Origin of the sequence: Kordia sp. (assembly GCF_965224175.1) — a bacterium.
GTDB lineage: Bacteria > Bacteroidota > Bacteroidia > Flavobacteriales > Flavobacteriaceae > Kordia.
Genome location: NZ_OZ245041.1, coordinates 2,455,060 through 2,475,149, shown reverse-complemented (window position 1 = coordinate 2,475,149; position 20,090 = coordinate 2,455,060). Strand labels below are relative to the sequence as shown.

General features: G+C 31.4%; 5 protein-coding genes. All 5 read left to right on the top strand.

Annotated elements, in window-relative coordinates; translation table 11 throughout:
- The first annotated feature begins 18 nt into the window (after nt 1-18).
- The 5 genes from ACOQOS_RS10765 to ACOQOS_RS10745 all read left to right on the top strand — a co-directional run bounded on the left by ACOQOS_RS10765 (nt 19) and on the right by ACOQOS_RS10745 (nt 20,054).
- Nucleotides 19-1,185: a hypothetical protein gene (locus tag ACOQOS_RS10765; protein WP_420574972.1), complete on the top strand. Its 1,167-nt coding sequence runs from the start codon at nt 19-21 to the stop codon at nt 1,183-1,185.
- A gap of 202 nt (nt 1,186-1,387) precedes the next feature.
- Nucleotides 1,388-5,836, top strand: a complete 4,449-nt coding sequence (locus ACOQOS_RS10760; RefSeq protein WP_420574971.1) for an SDR family NAD(P)-dependent oxidoreductase — start codon at nt 1,388-1,390, stop codon at nt 5,834-5,836.
- 25 nt (nt 5,837-5,861) lie between these two features.
- The gene (locus ACOQOS_RS10755) at nt 5,862-9,221 is read left to right on the top strand and encodes an amino acid adenylation domain-containing protein (protein WP_420574970.1); all 3,360 of its coding nucleotides are present in this window, start codon (nt 5,862-5,864) and stop codon (nt 9,219-9,221) included.
- Between the two features lie 35 nt (nt 9,222-9,256).
- Complete coding sequence (locus ACOQOS_RS10750) at nt 9,257-10,861, top strand: MBL fold metallo-hydrolase (protein ID WP_420574969.1); 1,605 nt, start codon at nt 9,257-9,259, stop codon at nt 10,859-10,861.
- Between the two features lie 43 nt (nt 10,862-10,904).
- Nucleotides 10,905-20,054 carry an amino acid adenylation domain-containing protein gene (locus tag ACOQOS_RS10745; protein ID WP_420574968.1) on the top strand — a complete coding sequence of 3,050 codons (9,150 nt, stop codon included), beginning with the start codon at nt 10,905-10,907 and terminating at the stop codon, nt 20,052-20,054.
- Nucleotides 20,055-20,090: the final 36 nt, after the last annotated feature.

Sequence of the window (20,090 nt, the reverse complement as noted above, 5' to 3'; positions counted from 1 at the left end):
ACCTATTATTTTACTATCATGAATATATTATTTATACCTAATCCAATGCCAGCTCATTTGATACCATTGCTTTCTCTAGCAAAAACATTAGATGTGAATCGTTTCAATAGTGCATTTCTCGTACCTAAAGGATTCCATTACGATATTGAAAAAAATGGCTTTCAGCATTTAGGTATAGATCGTAAAGGTGAAGATAAATTAATGCCAGAAATAAGTGCAATTTCAACTTTTGATCCAGATGTGATAGTAGACGATCTTAATTACTTTTCATATTTTTCATCTAGATTGTTTAACATTCCTAGAGTATCTGTCGTACGAAAAGGAATTCTTCCGTTTGAATCGTACAATCCAGCTTTTAGACATAGTTCGGATGTAATTGATTATTTCACATCTTTAGGAGAAATAGAATTTGATGATTCAGTTATAGAAAAACCAAAATCAATTAGTGATTTGTTTCGTGGGAAAATAAATATTATTCCTTCAATTAAATCTATTGAAACGCTTCCAGAAGAATTAAGTACAGACTCTTCATACGTATATTCAGGACCTTTGCTTTTAAGTGATGAAGATATGATAGGCTCACATTTTTCTCAAGAAATGTTACAATCTGCCAAAAAGTTTATAGAACAAAATAGCGATAAAAAATTGGTGTATGTTGATTTAGGTTTATTTCAACCAGATATAATTTTGAACAGAATAGAAAAATGTTTTGAAATATTGTTTGATCAACCAGATATAGCAATCTTGACAAATAGTACGAAATATAAATGTAAAAATGAAAGTGAAGAACAACGTCTCTTTGTTTCCGATTTTTTACCTAACAATCTTGTTTATTCTAATGTTGATTTGGCAATACATAAATGTGGGTCAGGTACATATAATTATCAAGTTAATTATCAAGTTTTTTCAATTGTATTAGGAAGCAATTGTTATGACCGCGATGAAATTGCGATGCGTTTAGAAACACTAGGAGTCTCAAAATATATATCTCCAAATCTAGAAGATGATGAATATTATCAATTATTTGAAGAAAGTGTCTTGAAATCATTAAATGAAACTTCCAATGAAAAAAAAGAAAGACGTAATGCTTTAGCTTCTATTAAAGAAGAAATTCTCGTAACACAAAATGAATTTGATTTTGAAAAAATTCTAAAAAGTACTCGCAAAAAAACAATTAGAATTTAATATTCATGATTTTTCAATAGTATTAAAGAAAATCCTTTTATAAAAAATCATTTTTGTAAAACAACTAAAAGTATACATAAAAAATAAGCTTTTAAGGATCATAAAACTTCTAAAAGGAGATCCTAAATAATCAAAAATATTACGAAAAATAAATAGCATTAGCTGTTATTTTCAAGTCCACACAATACATAAGTAATTAATAATGAAAAAAAGTAATGTAAAAGACATTGCCATTATTGGTATGTCTTGCAATTTTCCAAAATCAGAAAACATTCGTGAATTTTGGAACAATTTAAGACAAGGCAAAGATTTAGTTCATACATATTCTGATGAAGAATTAAGAGAATTAGGAATTGAAGAAGAGTTGATAGAAAATCCTAACTTCAAAAATGTTGATTCTAAAATTGACAATGCAGAATTCTTCGATTTTTCATTTTTTGGATATACCCAAGAGGAAGCAAAACTTATGGACCCACAATCTAGATTAATGCACCAAAGTGTTTGGAACGCTCTAGAAGATGCTTCTATAGATATAAAAGAAGCAAAAGAAGACATCGGATTGTATTTAGCAGCTGCCAATAGCTACAATTGGATAAACTATATACGCTTAAATCCAAGTCCTGACGTAGACAATTTCTTTTCAATGCGTTTAGCTGATAGTCAATTCATAAGCACACTAGTTTCTTACAAACTGAACCTTACAGGACCTAGTTTAAAACTAGATACTGCCTGTTCCAGTTCACTAGTAGCTATTCATATGGCATGCAGAAATTTATTGTTGAGAGAATGTTCTGTAGCAGTTGCAGGCGGAATCAATATCAACACTATTCAAAGCAAAGGATACTTTTATCAAGAAGGAATGATTCTGTCAAAAGATGGACGCTGTAAGCCATTTGATAAAGACTCTTCAGGGACTATTGCAGGAGAAGGTTCTGGATTAGTTGTTTTAAAACGTTTAGAAGATGCAATTCGTGACAAAGATCATATATATGCTGTGGTAAAAGCTTCCTCAGTGAACAATGATGGGAATTCAAAAATAGGATACACAGCTCCGAGTATTGTAGGACAATCAAAATGTATTACAAATGCATACAAATTTGCAAACATCGAACCAGCTACAATTGGATATATTGAAGCACACGGTACAGGAACACAACTAGGAGATCCAGTTGAGGTAGCTTCTTTAAACAAAGTCTTTAAAAATACCAAAGGACAAAAATGTGTTTTAGGGGCAGTAAAATCTAACATGGGACATTTAGATACAGGTGCTGGAGTAGCTGGATTTATAAAAACTTCATTGATACTAAAGCACAAAGAAATACCTCCAACACTTCACTTTACAGGAAAAAATAAAAATGTAGATTTTGAATCAGGACCATTCTATATTAACAACACGTTGCAAAAAATGGAACGTAAAAATGGGACACCATTACGAGCAGGAGTAAGCAGTTTGGGAATAGGGGGAACAAACGCACATATTCTTTTAGAGGAAACTGAAGAAAAAAGCGCAGATAAAAAATTACGTAAACATGAACTAATTGTTTATTCAGCAAAAACTACTGCTTCATTACAACGATACAAATCAAAACTTATAAACTTCTTAAAAAACAGTGAAGAACAAAAACTTGTCAATATCTCATACACTTCAAAAATTGGACGTACAAAGTTTAATGTGAGAGATTTTATAGTTTGCGATACAGCTAAAATCGGCATAGAAAACTTACAAAAAAGCATAAAAAATAATTCGAATAATGTACTGTCAGGAAATAAAAATGTAGTATTCATGTTTCCTGGTCAAGGAAGTCAATTTATGACGATGGGGAAAACGTTATATCAAGAAGAAGCGTTATTCAAATCGATTATGGACACAGGATTTGATTGGCTTCAAAAAAATGTAAACGAAGATTACAAAGCTATTATTGGCTATGATGAAAACTCTTCGGTTGATGCTTCTAAAATAAATCAGACACTCTACACACAACCTATACTATTTTTAGTAGAAGTTGCTTTGGCAAAATTAGTAATGAGTTGGGGAATTTCACCTTCCTATATGATTGGACATAGTTTAGGAGAATATGCAGCTGCATGTATTTCTGGAGTATTCTCGTTAGAAGATGGATTGAAAATGATTGCTAAAAGAGCAGAGCTCATGCAAGCCTTACCAAGTGGAAGTATGATTGCAGTTGGAGAAACTGCAGGAATGATTGAAGGTATTTTGCCAGAAAAACTATCAATAGCAGCAATAAACACAAAAGATTCGTGTACTATTTCTGGGAATGCTACAGCAATGGAAGCATTTATAAAAATATTAGATGAAAAAGATATTCCTTATAAAAAGTTACATACATCACATGCGTTTCATTCAGAAATGATGGATGAAATGTTATCGTTATTTGAGCAAGAATTAAAAACTTTAAAATTCTCTTTACCAACGATTCCATTTATTTCTAATCTTACAGGAAAAGAAATTACAACACAAGAGGTAATGAATCCTCAATACTGGTCTCAGCACTTACGAAATACGGTAAAGTTTAATGACGGAATACAAGTGTTAGCTGAAAAAGGAAAAGGAATATACCTTGAAATAGGTCCTGGAACTACACTAGCTCATTTCTCTAATCAACACAAAAATTTTAGAGACAAAACCAATATAGCCGTTCAAACAATGAGTCACCCTAAAAAACAAGAAGAAGATAGCCTTGTTTTAGCGAAAGCATTAGGAACTATTTGGAGTTACGGAATTAATATCGATTGGAATACATACTATAATAACGAAAAACTCAACAAAACGCCATTACCAACGTACAGTTTTGAAGAATACAAATTTCCAGCACGTATTGATCTAAAGAAGCTATACGCACAATTAGGTGTTGCACAAAATACAGTCAATTCCATTGAAAACAGTATGTTCTATGCACTCAATTGGAAAAAAACGTTACAAGACAGTAAACAAGTTACTTTTGAAGAAATAGGTCAGTATTTGATATTCTCTGATGAAAGCCCTCTAATCAATGCTATAAAAGAGAAGCTTCTTAGTACTGGGAATACGGTAATAGAAGTTGTAAAGGGAACCAATTTTAGTAAAATTAATAATCAAAAGTTCGCTATAAGCCCTAACAAATCAGACAATTTCAAAGCTCTATTTGATACACTTGAAAAAGATGCATTTTTCGCAGCACATATAATTTACGGTTGGGGAGAAATAGTTGCAAGTAAGACTTACAAAGACGTATTTACAACGAAACTCTATCTCAGCCAAGGAATCATAGCATATGGAGATGAAAAAAATAGAAAAGTTACACTTATAGAAAACTATCAAGAAGTTGTTCTCGGGAATGAAGTTTCTCAAGTAGAAGCAATAGCCTCAAATACAATTTTGAAAGTTGCTTCACAAGAAAATCCATTCATAAAAACACAAATCATTGATGTAAATACACAGGAATGTACAGAACCTATGGTTTCTAAAATCATCAATGATATCCATAGTGAATCATATGAGGAACAAATTGCATATAGAAATGATCAAAAATGGATTCCTTTCTTTGAAAATTTCAAAACAAATGCTATTGAAAATACAGTTCTTGGTGATAAAATTTATGTAGTTACAGGCGGATTAGGTATTGTTGGAACATCTATCATTGGATATTTATGTGATACATACAATGCTACTGTCATTGTGTTAGGGAGAACAAAATTACCTCCAAAGAATGAATGGATACAAGTATCAAGAAAATCAGATGCCGATCAAGGTACTATTGATAAAATAAGCCATTTAATAGAGCATCAACAAAAAGGGAGAAAAGTACATTATGCAACTACTGATATTTCTAATGAAGCACAATTACTAAAAACAATATATGATATTGAAGAAGAACATGGAGTGATTTCTGGAGTCATTCATGCAGCAGGAGTCTCAGACACGGATACCTATAAGTTTGTTGAAGAAATTGACGAAAAAATTATAGATATACACTTCTCAGCAAAAGTTATAGGAACACAAAATATTTATAATGCTCTTAAAGATAAACCACTAGACTTTGTTTGGGTTACATCAAGTTTATCTTCAATATTAGGAGGTTTAACTTATGGAGTTTATGCTGCTGCGAATAGTTATATTGATGCCTTTATGAAATCTAAAAAAGATCAATTGTCAAACTGGTCTTGGGTAAACTTAGATGGAGTTAGTGATACAGGTGTAAAGGCAACAGATTTAATTGAAATATTTGAAACATCAATTCATACAAAAGCAGTTTCACAGTTAATCATCTCTGTATTTGATATTCATAAAAGAAATCAGCAAAATACGACACAAGAAACTACAGATGAAACTCTAATTATAGAACGTCCAGAAATTGAAACAAACTACGTAGAGCCAAATACAAAAACAGAAAAAGAATTATGTGTATTGTGGGAAGAGTTTTTTGGATATGAAAAAGTAGGACTCAAGGATGATTTCTTTGACTTAGGAGGTGACTCGTTGAAAGCAATGACCGTGATCAAGCGTATCAATAAAGCATTCAATATTTCATACAACCTCAAAGATTTCTTCTCAAAATCTACAGTAGAAGATTTAGCAAATGAAATAGACTTAATACTACAAGTACAAAATTTACAGGTCAAGAAGAAAGGACGTACTACAATAAAAATATAACTAATCAAAGTCACAAAACACATTCATGAAAGAACTCATTGCAGAAATACAGTCACATGATATACAAATTGCTGTCGTTGATGGAGAATTAGAGTTAAGCTTTGAAGGCGATACTATCGATGCAGAACTTATTGAAAAAATAAGACACAACAAGCAAAATTTAATTAACCTTCTGGAGAAGCATAATTTTGATAATTCTACTAACGAATTAGTACCTGTAGCAATACAAAAAAATTATCCATTATCTAATGCACAAAAACGTTTGTGGATGGTATGTCAAATGAGTGAAAACTCAAAGGCATACAACATTCCAAACTTTGAATTACTACCAGCAATTGATGTCACTTTATTTAAAAAAGCGATCGCAAGTGTTATAGAACGACATGAAATTTTACGCACAGTATTCAAAGAAGATGAAAATGGTGAGATCCGACAGTGGATTTTAACTCCTGAGACATTAAATTTTAATGTAAATTTTGTTGATTGTACTGGTGAAAAATCTCCAAAAAACTATGCAGAAAGTCATATACGAGAAGATCAATATATAATATTTGACTTAGAAAAAGGACCTTTGCTACGAGCAACACTCTACAAAATAGACGCTGATGCATGTATAGTTTACTTTAATATGCACCACATCATAAGTGATGCTATTTCAATGCGAGTATTTATAAATGATGCAATGAAATATTATACAGCATTCATCAAACAAGAAATACCTCAATTTGCACCATTACAAATTCATTATAAGGATTATGCTGTTTGGCAACAAAACCAGCAAAAATTACCAATATATGAAAAGCACAAATTATATTGGTTAAATCGCTTTGAAGGTGAAATTCCTGTATTAAACTTACAAAACAACAAGATGCGCCCAAAAATGCTAACCAATAATGGAAAGCATTTACATATGTACATCGATGCAGCAAAAATGCAAAATTTATATACATATGTAGACAAGAATGGTGGAACACCTTTTATCGCACTTTTAACTATTTGGAATGTGTTATTGGCAAAATATACTTCACAAACAGATATCATTTTGGGAGCTTCTGTATCTGGAAGAGATCATGCAGATTTAGAAGATCAAATTGGTTTCTATATTGAAAGTATGCCATTGCGTACGAAAATTGACTTAGACGATAGTTTTGATGAATTTTACGAAAAAGTAAAAGAAAATACACTTTCAGATTTTGTACATAATAAATATCCGTTTGATGTATTGGTGGAAGATTTAGAACTCACAAAAGATTTAAGTAGAAACGCACTGTTTGATATTATGTTGACCTTAGATAATGAGGCAAATGTTCCTGTTAAAATCGATCAAGAGTCAGTAGAGATTATACATGAAATTGTACAAGGATCTAGTTTAGCAAAATTTGACTTAGATGTCGAATTAAGAGAAGTATATGGTGGTTATTTAAGCTTTAATATCGTTTACAATAAAGATATTTATGAAGAAGAATTCATTAGGCAATTAATGAAACATTTTTCTCAAATACTAGATGTGTTAATACATAATTCATCTGCAAAACTTGCAAATATTACATACCTTACAGATGCAGAAAAAGCACATATTATTAGTGATTTTAACAATACAGTATGTGAAACAGTATCAGGAAAAAATATCACTACGTTATTTGCTGAACAGGTAGAAAATAATCCAGAAGCAAAAGCTCTTGAATTTGAAGACAAACAACTAGATTATAAAACATTAGATGACAAGTCAAACCAATTTGCATATTACCTAAAAGAGCAATTTGAAATCGACACTAATGATAAAGTAGCCGTTAGTCTACCACGTAATGAATACTTACTAATTGCGAGTTTGGCGGTACTAAAATTGGGAGCAACTTTTATTCCTATAGATGCTAATTATCCACAAGGAAGAAAAGATTATATAATAAAAGATAGTGAAGCTAAAGTAAATATTGATAATGACTTTTTAAGTAACTACTTGGAAAAAGAGAGCACTTTATCAGTTTCAAAAATATCAAACAATATAAAAGATACGGATGTTGCCTATATTATTTACACATCAGGAACTACAGGGCAACCAAAAGGTGTAATGATTTCTCATAAAGCTTTTCAAAACTATATACAATTTGCAGGCAATGAGTACATGCAAGGAGATAGGTTAAGATGTTTGCTATTTACATCAATCTCATTTGATTTAACAATTACGACTCTATTTACGCCAATCTGTTTTGGAGGAAGTATCAAAATCATACCATCTAAGGAACATGTTTTAGAAGAAATAGAGCTCATTCAAAATGATGACTTTGATCTTATAAAATTAACACCTTCACATATAAAAGTTTTACTAGAAGTAGTTCCAGAGGTAACACTTGCAAATGATAGTTTGGCTAAAAGATTCATTGTTGGAGGAGAAGCATTATCTCGTGAAACGGTTAAGAGTCTCTACAAACATTACGGAGATAAAGTTACCATATGGAATGAATATGGACCAACAGAAGCAACCGTAGGTTGTATTGTGAAAAAAGTTGAAAAAGACAATGAAGACATCGCTGTTGGTATAGGAAAACCTATTACGAATATGAAGGCCTATATCTTAGATGCTTCATTACAAATTGTTCCTATTGGAGTTGAAGGCGAATTATATATAAGCGGAACGCAACTAGCAAATGGATATTTAAACCAAGCAGAACTTACTTCGAGGGTATTCATGCCAAATCCTTTTAAGGAAAATGAAATTATATATAAAACAGGTGATTATGCAAAGTGGCTTTCTGATGGAAACATTACATACTTGGGAAGAAAAGATGATCAAGTAAAAATTAGAGGAAACAGAATAGAGTTAGGCGAAATAGAAAAACATTTATGCTCAAAAGAAGAAATAGAAGAAGCTACAATTATTGTTAGAAATAACCATGAGCAAAAAGAACTAGTAGCTTACATTAAAGTTACAGAAACACAAGATGTCACAACATTGAGAGATTACTTATCTAGTAGATTACCTCAATACATGATTCCAAACTATTTTGTTACGCTAGCTCAAATTCCATTAACAATAAACGGTAAAATAGATGTGAAAGCACTCCCGATTCCTACAGATTTACAAATGGCAAGTGGAACAGAATATGTAGCGCCGCAAAATGAAATAGAAGAGAAGTTGGTAGCACTATGGGAAGAAGCTTTACACAAAAATAAAATAGGAGTCAATGATAACTTCTTTCATTTAGGAGGAGATAGCATCAGAGGAATTAGAATTATTTCGAAAATAAAAAAAAGATATGATGTTAAAATCAGCTTACGATCTTTTTTCCAAAATCCAACTATAAAATCATTAGCAGAAGACATTGCAAATAATTTATGGCAAAAAGAAGATACTTCTGAAGATGCCGTGGATTCAATAATGATATAACTAAAAACAATCTTAAAAATAAAAACTATTACACCATGAATCAAGAAGAAAACCTTTATTATTTAAAATTAAATGTAGCTATAGAAGCATTAGTAGACAGATGGTACGGGTGGGCACATTTAGTGTCGCCAGCAACTGCCGCGATGAATATTAAAGAACGCCACATGAAAATTATGGAGTCTTATATAAAAAATCCAAAAATTCATGCAGCAGCGGTAAAAACACCGAAAATGTTAGGTGGACCATTTATCGATTATGAAGGAGGAAGAGTAGAAGATATCAAAGAATTACTAGAGGAAACGAAAACTAAAAGAGCAAATATGCTAAAGCTAAATGAAGCTATCGTAGAATTAAACGATATGCTTCAAGCAGAAGCTACAGGATATAGCTTAGATCCACTATATGATAAAATTCCAGAAACCTTAAAAGGATATGTAGAATTGTATTATGACCTAAACAACAAGCCAAACTTCCGTTTCTTTGAATCATTATTATATCAAAGTGAATTTTATGATGAAGCTGCACAATCAATCTCTTTACAATTAGTGGAGTCTGATGATAGTAGATCATTTGTATTAAGTACACCAAGATTAGATGATGAGCATTTAATTCATTCAAACATCGCGTTTAGAGATCAAGTAATCGATGACTTGTTCAGCATGAAAAAAACACCTGGCGATTTTAAATCTTTAGTAGACAGATTAGGAATTAAACCAGAACAAGAAGAGTTATTCAAATCATTCTTTACAACTACGCCACCAGTTAAATATGAGCGTTACCAAGGAGAAGGAATAAGAACACGTTATTTCGGGCATGCATGCGTATTGGTAGAAACAAAAGAAATCTCTATCCTAGTAGATCCAGTAATCAGTTATGACGGTTATGAAACTGACGTAAACCGATACACGGTAAATGATCTTCCTGATGAAATTGATTACATCTTAATCACACACAATCACCAAGATCACGTATTACTAGAAACGCTACTGCAACTGCGTCACATGACGAAAAATATAGTAGTACCTGCAAGTGGAAAAGGAAACTTACAAGATCCAGATCTAAAACTGATGTTCAACAATATTGGATTCAATAATATTATTGAATTAAGTGATATGGAAACGATCCAATTGGACAGGTGTACCATTACAGGAATTCCATTCTTAGGAGAACATTCAGACTTAGATGTACGTAGTAAGCTATGTTTCCATGTGGCTTTACACAATAATTTTAAAGTATTATTTGCAGCAGATTCTTGTAACGTACAACCAGAAATTTACAGAAGAGTACATAAAATTATGGGAGATATTGATGTATTATTCTTAGGAATGGAATGTGACGGAGCTCCATTATCATGGTTATACGGTCCGTTAATGTCTAACAATATTGAAAGAGACAAAGATCAATCAAGAAGATTAGCAGGTTGTAACTATACACAAGGAAATGATCTTGTGGAGATTTTTAAACCTAAAAACGTATTCGTTTATGCAATGGGATTAGAACCTTGGTTAAAGTTTATCAGTTCTATAAAATATACAGATGAATCAAAACCAATTGTTGAGTCAAATAAGTTAATTGATCATTGTATAGAAGCTGGAATAGATGCAGAACGTCTATTTGGTGAAAAAACAATAGAATACTAGAAATTAACTAAAGCCATTTTACTTACCAACCAACCTTTTATCCATGACAAAAATAATAACTAATCTATTAACAAAACTAAGAGAAAACAATATCAAATTAGTTCTTAAAGATGGTAGATTAGAAGTGAAATCATACTCAAAAAAGATTGCTCCTGAACTAATTCGGGAAATTAAATCTAACAAGTCTGAGTTAATAACATATTTAGGTGCCCAGAGTGCTGCTAAAGAGATGAAAATCTCTTTGGCAGTAAGTTCTGAAAGTTATCCATTGTCACCTTCTCAAAAACGACTGTGGGTTATCAATCAATATGAAGAAACTTCCAACTTGTATAATATTTATGATTCCATATCTTTTGATTTTGAAATCAACAGTGTTCATGTAGAAAAAGCAGTCACAAAAGTTATTGAGCGACACGAAATTTTACGCACAGTTTTTAAAGAGAATAAAGATAAAGAAGTACATCAATGGATTTTACCAACGGAAGATTTAGACTTTCAAATAGGAAATCTAGATTTCTCAAAAGAGACAGACCCAGAGTTAACACTGACTGATTATATAGAAAAAGATGCTAGTAAATCTTTCGATTTTGTTAATGGTCCTTTGTTAAGAATGAGCCTGATTAAAATGGCAAAAGATCGTTACATACTTTATTATTGTATTCATCATATTATTTTTGATGGTTGGTCGTCAAAAATTTTAATAAATGATGTGTTACACTACTATAATCTATCTCAAGGAAATACTAATAAAACACTCCCAGATTTAGAAATTCAATATAAAGATTTTTCTGTATGGCAAATGGATCAACTTACTTCAGATATTTTTAAAAACCATCAAAAATATTGGAAAGAAAAACTATCAGGAGAAATTGCTTTAATAGATTTGCCTAGTGATAAAAAGCGACCAAATTTAGTAAGTTACAACGGATACAAAAAAAGCCTCTTACTTTCAAAAGAAGCTTCAAAAGAATTCAAAAACTTTTGCAGTCTTCAAGAAGCGAGTCTCTTTATTGGAGTTGTTTCAGTATTAAATATTTTACTCCATAAATACACGGCGCAAACCGACATTACCATAGGAACCTCTGCAGCCGATAGGTCACGTGCTGAATTAGAGAAACAAATAGGGTTTTATGTAAATACAATGGCACTTAGAAACGAAGTGATTCCTTCTGAAAGTTTTAGTGCTTTTTTAAAACGAACAAATGCATCTATTCTAAATGATTTTTCACATCAAGAATACCCATTTGACAAAGTAATAGAAGACTTAAAACTCAAGAGAAATCCTTCACGAAATTCTTTATTAGATGTATTTGTCACTTTTGCAAACAATGAAAGAGAGCAACAATACAATCCGCGCGACATAGATTTTTTAATTAAAGATCTAGGAGAAACAAAAGCAAAATATGACCTAGATATTGGAGTGTCAATCCCTGGAGAATATTTGCGCCTTGATATAATTTATAACCAAGACATATATGATGCTCAACTTATTGAGGAATTTATGAATCATTTTCATGATTTGATAAAAGTGTTATTGAAAAAACCGAATGAGTGTATAGAAAAAATTTCTTTCTTATCAGATTTAGAACAACAACAGCAACTTGTAGATTTCAATCCTGACATTGAAGAAATTATTACACAACAAACAATTGTAGATCTCTTTGCACAGCAAGCAATGCAAACTCCAGAAGTAATTGCTGTAGAATTTGGTAAAAAAAAGATATCCTATAAAGAACTAAACAAAACGAGTACAGCATTTGCGTTATTTTTAAAAGACGAGCATCAAATTACCAAAGGAGATATTGTTGGAATATATCTAGATCACAACGAGTGGACATTAATAGCAATTTTGGGAATTCTCAAAGCTGGAGGAGTTTTTGCGCCTATTCAACCAAATCTGCCTGATGAAAGAAAAACTTTTATGGTGCAAGATACCAATATGAAGTTAATGGTGACAGATACAACATATATGTTTGAATTGGACTTTTATAATGGAAACATGACAGCTATTGATGTTGAATTTGAATTCTCTGACGATATAGATATTTCTTTAACAACACAATCAACTATAAACGATTTAGCTTATATTATTTATACTTCTGGTTCTACGGGAAAACCAAAAGGTGTACAAATAGCACATGGCTCACTTACTAATTATCTATTATGGGCAAAAGATGCATATTTATCCGAAAAATTACACAATTTCAATTTTGGGTTATTTACACCATTATCTTTTGACCTAACGATCACGAGTTTATTCTTACCTATAATTAGTGGAGGAACATTAACTGTATTTGATAATCATAAAGATTTAGGTGAAATATTACAAAAATATCTTTCTTCTGAGATAGCATGTATCAAACTAACACCAGCACATATACATCTTCTAAATGGTTTAGATATTAAGCCGACGGATGTAAAGACTCAAATGGCGATTGTTGGAGGTGATGCGTTACAAGATTCGCATGTAAAAACGCTTCAAAAATTAAATCCTACAATAAAAATATACAATGAATACGGACCAACCGAAGCAACTGTAGGTTGTGTAGTACAAGAAATACAAAGCGCATCACAAATTACCATAGGAAAACCAATAGGAAATACTCATGTATATATTCTAAATAATGAACTTCAACTAAATCCTTTAGGAGTTGCGGGTGAAATATATATTGCAGGAAAATGTTTGTCTCTTGGATATCTCAACAGAGAAGAACTAACAACAGAACGTTTCATACCAAACCCATTCCGAAAAGGAGAACTTATGTACAAAAGTGGGGATTTAGGGAAATGGAAAAATGATGGAGAAATTGTCTATTTAGGAAGAAAAGACGATCAAGTAAAAATAAGAGGTTATCGTATAGAGTTAGGAGAAATAGAACAAGTTTTACTAGCTCAAAAAGAAATAGAGGCAACTGTTGTCGTTGCAAATAAAGTTCATGAAAATGATGAATTAGTAGCCTATATAGTTACTAAGGAAACAATAGATCAAGCGGCTATAAAAGCAACATTGTTGAAAAAATTACCAGAATACATGGTTCCAAATCTATACATACAAATAGATGAAATACCACTAAGTACAAATGGTAAAGTAGACAAGAAAAAACTTCCTATGCTTACGGAATTATTGGAAGAAGAATTCATAGTTGCAACTTCTGAAGAAGAAAAAGTATTGGTGTCTGTGTTACAGGAAGTCTTAAAACAAGAAACGATAGGAATCAAAGGTAACTTCTATAATATGGGAGGAGATTCTATCAAATCTATTTTGGTCGTATCTAAACTCAAACAATTAGGTTACACACTTAAAGTAGATGATATCTTAAAATATCCTATTGTTGAAAACCTTGCAAAACATCTAAAAGAAAATACACATGTCGTTGACCAAAAAGAGGTTTCGGGAGATGTTATTCTAACACCAATACAACACCATTTTTTTGAAAGTGCTAAAATTAAAAATGTACATCATTATAATCAATCGGTTATTCTAAAAAGTAAAGAACGAATAGAGCTCAAATCTTTAGAAAAATCCATTGAAGCGTTGGTAAAACATCATGATGCTTTACGAATGACATACACACAAAGAAGTGGGCAATGGAAGCAGTACAATAGAGGTGCGAGTCAAAAACATTATACGGTTCAAGAATATGATCTTCGAGAAACGGAAAACCCGTTAAAAGAAATTGAAATCATCGGAACTGAATTACAAACAAGTTTTGATATCGAAACATCTCCCTTGGTTAGAGTTGTTTGTTTTAAACTCAAAGATAGCGACAGAATAGGGTTTGTTATACATCATTTAGTCATAGATGGAATTTCATGGCGTGTACTATTAGATGATTTCGGAACTCTATACACACAAGTTCTGAATGGTGAAAAAATAGAATTGCCTTTAAAAACAGATTCTTTTCAACAATGGGCTATTTCTCTAGAAAAGTATGCAAAAAGTAGCGATAGTTTATGGGAAAGAAAATATTGGGAAAGTATTCAAGAGCAGCAAATAATTCCTATTCCTAAAATAGCTGTAATAACAGAAGAGACAGAAGTAAAAACGAATGAAATTCAATTTGCAATAAATCAAGAAACGACAAATTTATTACAGACCAAATTTCACAATGTATATCGAACAAATAATAACGATGTATTGTTAGCAAGCTTAGGGTTAGCAATTCAAGAAACATTTGGTTTAGATAGCTGTGTGTTAGAAATGGACGGACACGGTAGAGAAGAAATTATTGAAGGAGTTGATATTAGTAGAACTGTTGGGTGGTTTACTTCTATATATCCTTTTGTGTTGAATGTTGCAGGGAATTATTCAAATATTGAAAAACTGATCAAGATAAAAGATGATTTACGCAAGTTGCCAAATAAAGGAATGGGTTATGGAATTTTAAAACATCTAAATCAAGATTTCAAAGGAAACCTAGAACCATCAATCACCTTTAATTTCTTAGGAGATTTCGGAGAAGATGTTGGAGGAGCAACAGAAACAGTACGTTTTGAATATTCTTCTGAAAATCTCGGCAGAAATATAGCGCTTGAAAATGAAGACTCTTCCACACTAGATATTTCAGGAATGATTGTAGAAGGTAAACTTCACATGAACATTCGTTATCCTTTAGAGATATATGATACAGAAGCAATTCACGAATTAAGAGACAATTACAACAAGTATTTAGTAAGCCTAATTAATGAAGTAAGTAAAGAGACTGAAACTTATAAAACTCCATCTGATTTTACCTTCAAAGGACTAAGTATAGAGGAATTCAATGAGATACAAGGACAATCGCTTATCGAAGATGTTTATAAACTATCACCGCTACAACAAGGAATATACTACCATTGGTTAGCAGATAAAGATGCAGTCACTTATTTTGAACAAATGTCTTACCGTTTAAAAATTGAAAACTTAAATGTAGCTGCAATTCAAAAGGTCTATGACAAAATTTTAGAAAAATATGCAGTATTACGCACAAGTTTTCAAAATGACTATGCAGGAGTACCACTTCAAATAGTGCATGTTGAAGGTATACGTAGATTTTCATTTGAAAAACTACCAGAAAATTTAGATGCGATAAAAATTAAAACATACGTTGAAAAACGTGCTTTTGAATCTCGTTCAGTTGGTTTTAACTTAGAAGAAGCATCTCAAATATCATTACAAATAATTCAAACTCAAAAAGATGAATATGAATTTATTTGGAATCATCACCATATCTTAATGGATGGATGGTGTATGAGTATCTTGATCAACGATTTTTATAAAATGTATGAAGAAGTTCAGCACGGACAAGAAATCGATACGACACTATTACATAAATATTCTAATTACATAAAATGGTTAGATAAATTAAATATTGACAAGTCGTTAGGGTATTGGAAAGAATACTTAAAAGATTATAATACGACTTCGAAAATTCCTTTCAAAAGAGAAAAAAGTGCCACCTCAAATAATGAACATTTACATCACAGGTTTATCGTAGAAGGAGAAATGTTCTCTAAGGTAAAAGAATTATGTAGAAAAAATAACATAACTCAAAACACCTTCATACAAGCAGTTTGGGGATATTTATTAGGAACGTACAATACTACTAATGACGTCGTATTTGGAGCAGTTGTATCTGGTAGGCCAGGAGAATTAACAGGCGTACAAGATATGGTTGGATTATTTATAAATACAATACCCGTACGAATTTCTTTTGAGGAATCTATAACGATACCAGAATTTTTGGCAACTCATAATGCAAATACGATTAGTAGTAATAAACATCATTACAACAGTCTATCTGATGTACAATCCATGAGTAAGTTGGGAATGAACTTGATGGATCATATCATGGTTTTTGAAAATTATTATGTTCAAGAAAGCAATGAAGTCGAACAAGCAGAGATTACAGACGATCAACCTACTCAAAGTCGTTTTGAAATGCAATCTTCAAATGTTTTTGAGCAAAATAATTATGACTTCCATATTGTTGTAGGCCCTTCAGATACTTCACTATCTATTGAATTTAGATATGATAAAGATATGTTTGATGCTACAGATATAGAGAATTGTGGAAAACACTTCTTCAATACCATAAAAGCATTCTGTAATCCTGAAAATGAGCAAATAAAAGATCTAACATATCTATCAGATCAAGAGAAACATTTCCTCTTAGAAAAATACAATACCACAAGTACAGATCTTCCTAAAAATAAAAATTGCGTTCAATTATTTGAAGAAATTGTTGAAGCTAATGAAGATAACATAGGACTTGTTTACAACAAAACACAACTTTCATACAGTGAAATAAATGAACGTGCCAATAGTATTGCAGATTATCTATTGAGAGAAAAAAATGCAATGCTTGGTGATAATATTGCAATAGAACTTGGTAGTCGTATAGATATTTCAATTTCGGCTTTACTAGGAGTTTTAAAAACTGGAGGCACATACACACTCGTAGATAATACATTACCCAAAGAACGCATTGATTATGTAATAAAAGATGCTAAATGTATTTGTTATTTACAAACTGAAGAGTTACTACAAATACTAGCGTCTAAAGCATACAGTACAGAAAATCCGAACGTACAATATGAAGCTTCAAATGTTGCATACATCATATACACCTCAGGAACTACTGGGCTGCCAAAAGGAGTGCAAGTACGTCACAACTCAATAATAAACTATGCAAGTTGGTTCAAAACAACTCATAACATTACCAGTAATGATACTACGATTTTAACTTCTAGTATCGCTTTTGACTTAATTTATACAAGTTTTTATGGAGGACTTTTGAGCGGTAGTAAAATTCATATCGTAAACGAACTAACAATAAAAGATCCAATGGCAATGTCAAAATACATTGCAGAAAATAATATTTCGTTCTTAAAAATTACACCAACCTATTTGAACTTTTTATTGTCAAACACGCAAGAAGATTCAATACTAAATAGTAAATCGTTACGATTGATCTTAACAGGAGGAGAACATCAAAATATAAACGACGTACAAAAGATAGTTACAGAAACGGATATACAATTAGTTAATCATTACGGACCTACTGAAACAACAATTGGAGTTTGTACCTACGAAATCAATAAATCAAACTTAAGTGAGTATATAAGTACTCCAGTAATTGGCTATCCTATTACCAATACAAGTATTATAATACTAAACGATGCACTAGAATTACAACCAACTGGCATTGTCGGAAATGTATACATAGGAGGAATTGGGTTGTCAAATGGCTACATAAACAATGAAGAATTAACTGCTGAAAAATTTATAAAACATCCGTTTGATGAAAACCAACTTTTATATAATACGGGTGATTTAGGGAAAAGATTGAGTAATGGAACAATTGCTTTACTCGGAAGGAAAGATGATCAGAAAAAAATAAATGGGTATCGAGTAGAATTGGGAGAAATAGAAACCCAGTTAAAAACAAAACAAAATATTACAGACGCTGTAGCGATCATCAGAGAATATGGAAATTTAAAAGAAATTGTAGCATACTTTATTTCAGATACAACATTTAATGCATCAGAAATTAGAAGTTATCTTTCTCAAAAAATCCCTTCCTATATGATTCCTAGTCACTACATTCAGTTGGATGCGTTACCAAGAACAGCTAATGGGAAAGTAGACAAAAAAGCACTTGCAAATATTAACACAGCTGTTTCAGCAGGGTCAGAATACATAGCACCTAACAATACTAAAGAAAAAGTATTAGCTCGCGTGTGGGAAAATGTATTAAACCATTCCAAAATTGGAGTTAAAGACAATTTCTTTACGCTAGGAGGAAACTCTCTCAAGTCAGTAATGGTAATTTCTAAACTTAAAAAAGAAGGTTATACACTAAGTATATCAGATTTATTAAAAACTCCTACCATTGAAAGTCTAGCAAAATTGCTATTAAAAAAAGAAGTTATCCAAACAATGAAATCGACCACTCAAAAAGAATGGAATTTTGGCGATACCATTCAAATTAGTCCCAATCAAAAGCGTTTTTTCAAATCTAAATATTCTTCTGTGTTTTTACACTGTACAACACACAATTATCAGGAAGATACATTTGATGAAAAATTTAGACATTTCTTGTCATTATTTCCAATGCTATGTATGCAATATGCAAAAGTGGATGGAAGAATAATTCAAAAATATATTCCAGCAAGTAGAATAATTATAGAAACAATAATTAAAAATGGAGGTAATATAAAAGATGATGAGTGGTTACATCAATATAATACAAAACCGTTTGACGTATTACAAGAAGCATTAGTAAAAGTGCTTATTGTACCACAATACAAAGCTGAAAAAACAATAATAGGAATGGTAATACATCACTCATTGTTAGATGCTTATTCGAGTAATATAATACAAAAAGCATTAAAAGACTATTTTGACACAGGGAGCATTCAAAAATCCTACAATTTATCTTACTTTAATTTCATAAAATGGCAAGAAAACTATTTGCAATCATCAGAGGCATTAGAACAAAAGTTGTATTGGAGAAATCTACTAAAAGATAATACGGATAACTATGTAACCCATGATGTCACAGAAAAAATATCAAGCTTTATAAGCTATAATGTTGTTATAGAAGGAGAAGAGTTACAATTACTCGAAGAAATGAGTAATGTGCTTAATGTACCTGTAAGCGGAATTCTATTAGGATACTATCAAAAACTATTGGGGCAAATAGAAGTAGATGGTAAAAATATTGTTGGAGTTATGGTTAGTGGAAGAGAAGAGCAAATTGAAAATATTGATATGCAATCTCTTATAGGAGTTATTGATAACTTATTACCAATACCAGTGATGATTGATGATAACATGTCAAACAAAGAATACTTAAAAAAATGTTATTCAAAATATCTTGAAGCTAGAGTTAACCAACGTATCCCATATGAAACAATTAGGGAAGACTTTAAAAAAGAATTCAAAAAAGATATTGACAGACTATTAGCGGGAAGATTCAATTATCAAATAGATAAATCTTCAAATTATATCTATGATATAGAAAAACCGATGACTAGAAAAATTGAAGGTCATTGGCTAAAAGGAATTCACCTAACAGCTTTTATGCATTCCAATACACTAGAAATACAATTAATGTGTTCTGAAGATATATACAATGAACACACGGAAATATTAGCATCTCTAAGCAAGAAAAACCTAATTATTTCTGACGAAATGGAAGTTTCATAAAACCATTTCTATAAAACTATACCAAAGCCTACAAAA

Excerpts from the sequence above, each read along its gene's own strand:
- ACOQOS_RS10765 (WP_420574972.1), top strand. The coding sequence starts at position 19 with ATGAATATATTATTTATACCTAATCCAATGCCAGCTCATTTGATACCA.
- ACOQOS_RS10760 (WP_420574971.1), top strand. The coding sequence starts at position 1,388 with ATGAAAAAAAGTAATGTAAAAGACATTGCCATTATTGGTATGTCTTGC.
- ACOQOS_RS10755 (WP_420574970.1), top strand. The coding sequence starts at position 5,862 with ATGAAAGAACTCATTGCAGAAATACAGTCACATGATATACAAATTGCT.
- ACOQOS_RS10750 (WP_420574969.1), top strand. The coding sequence starts at position 9,257 with ATGAATCAAGAAGAAAACCTTTATTATTTAAAATTAAATGTAGCTATA.
- ACOQOS_RS10745 (WP_420574968.1), top strand. The coding sequence starts at position 10,905 with ATGACAAAAATAATAACTAATCTATTAACAAAACTAAGAGAAAACAAT.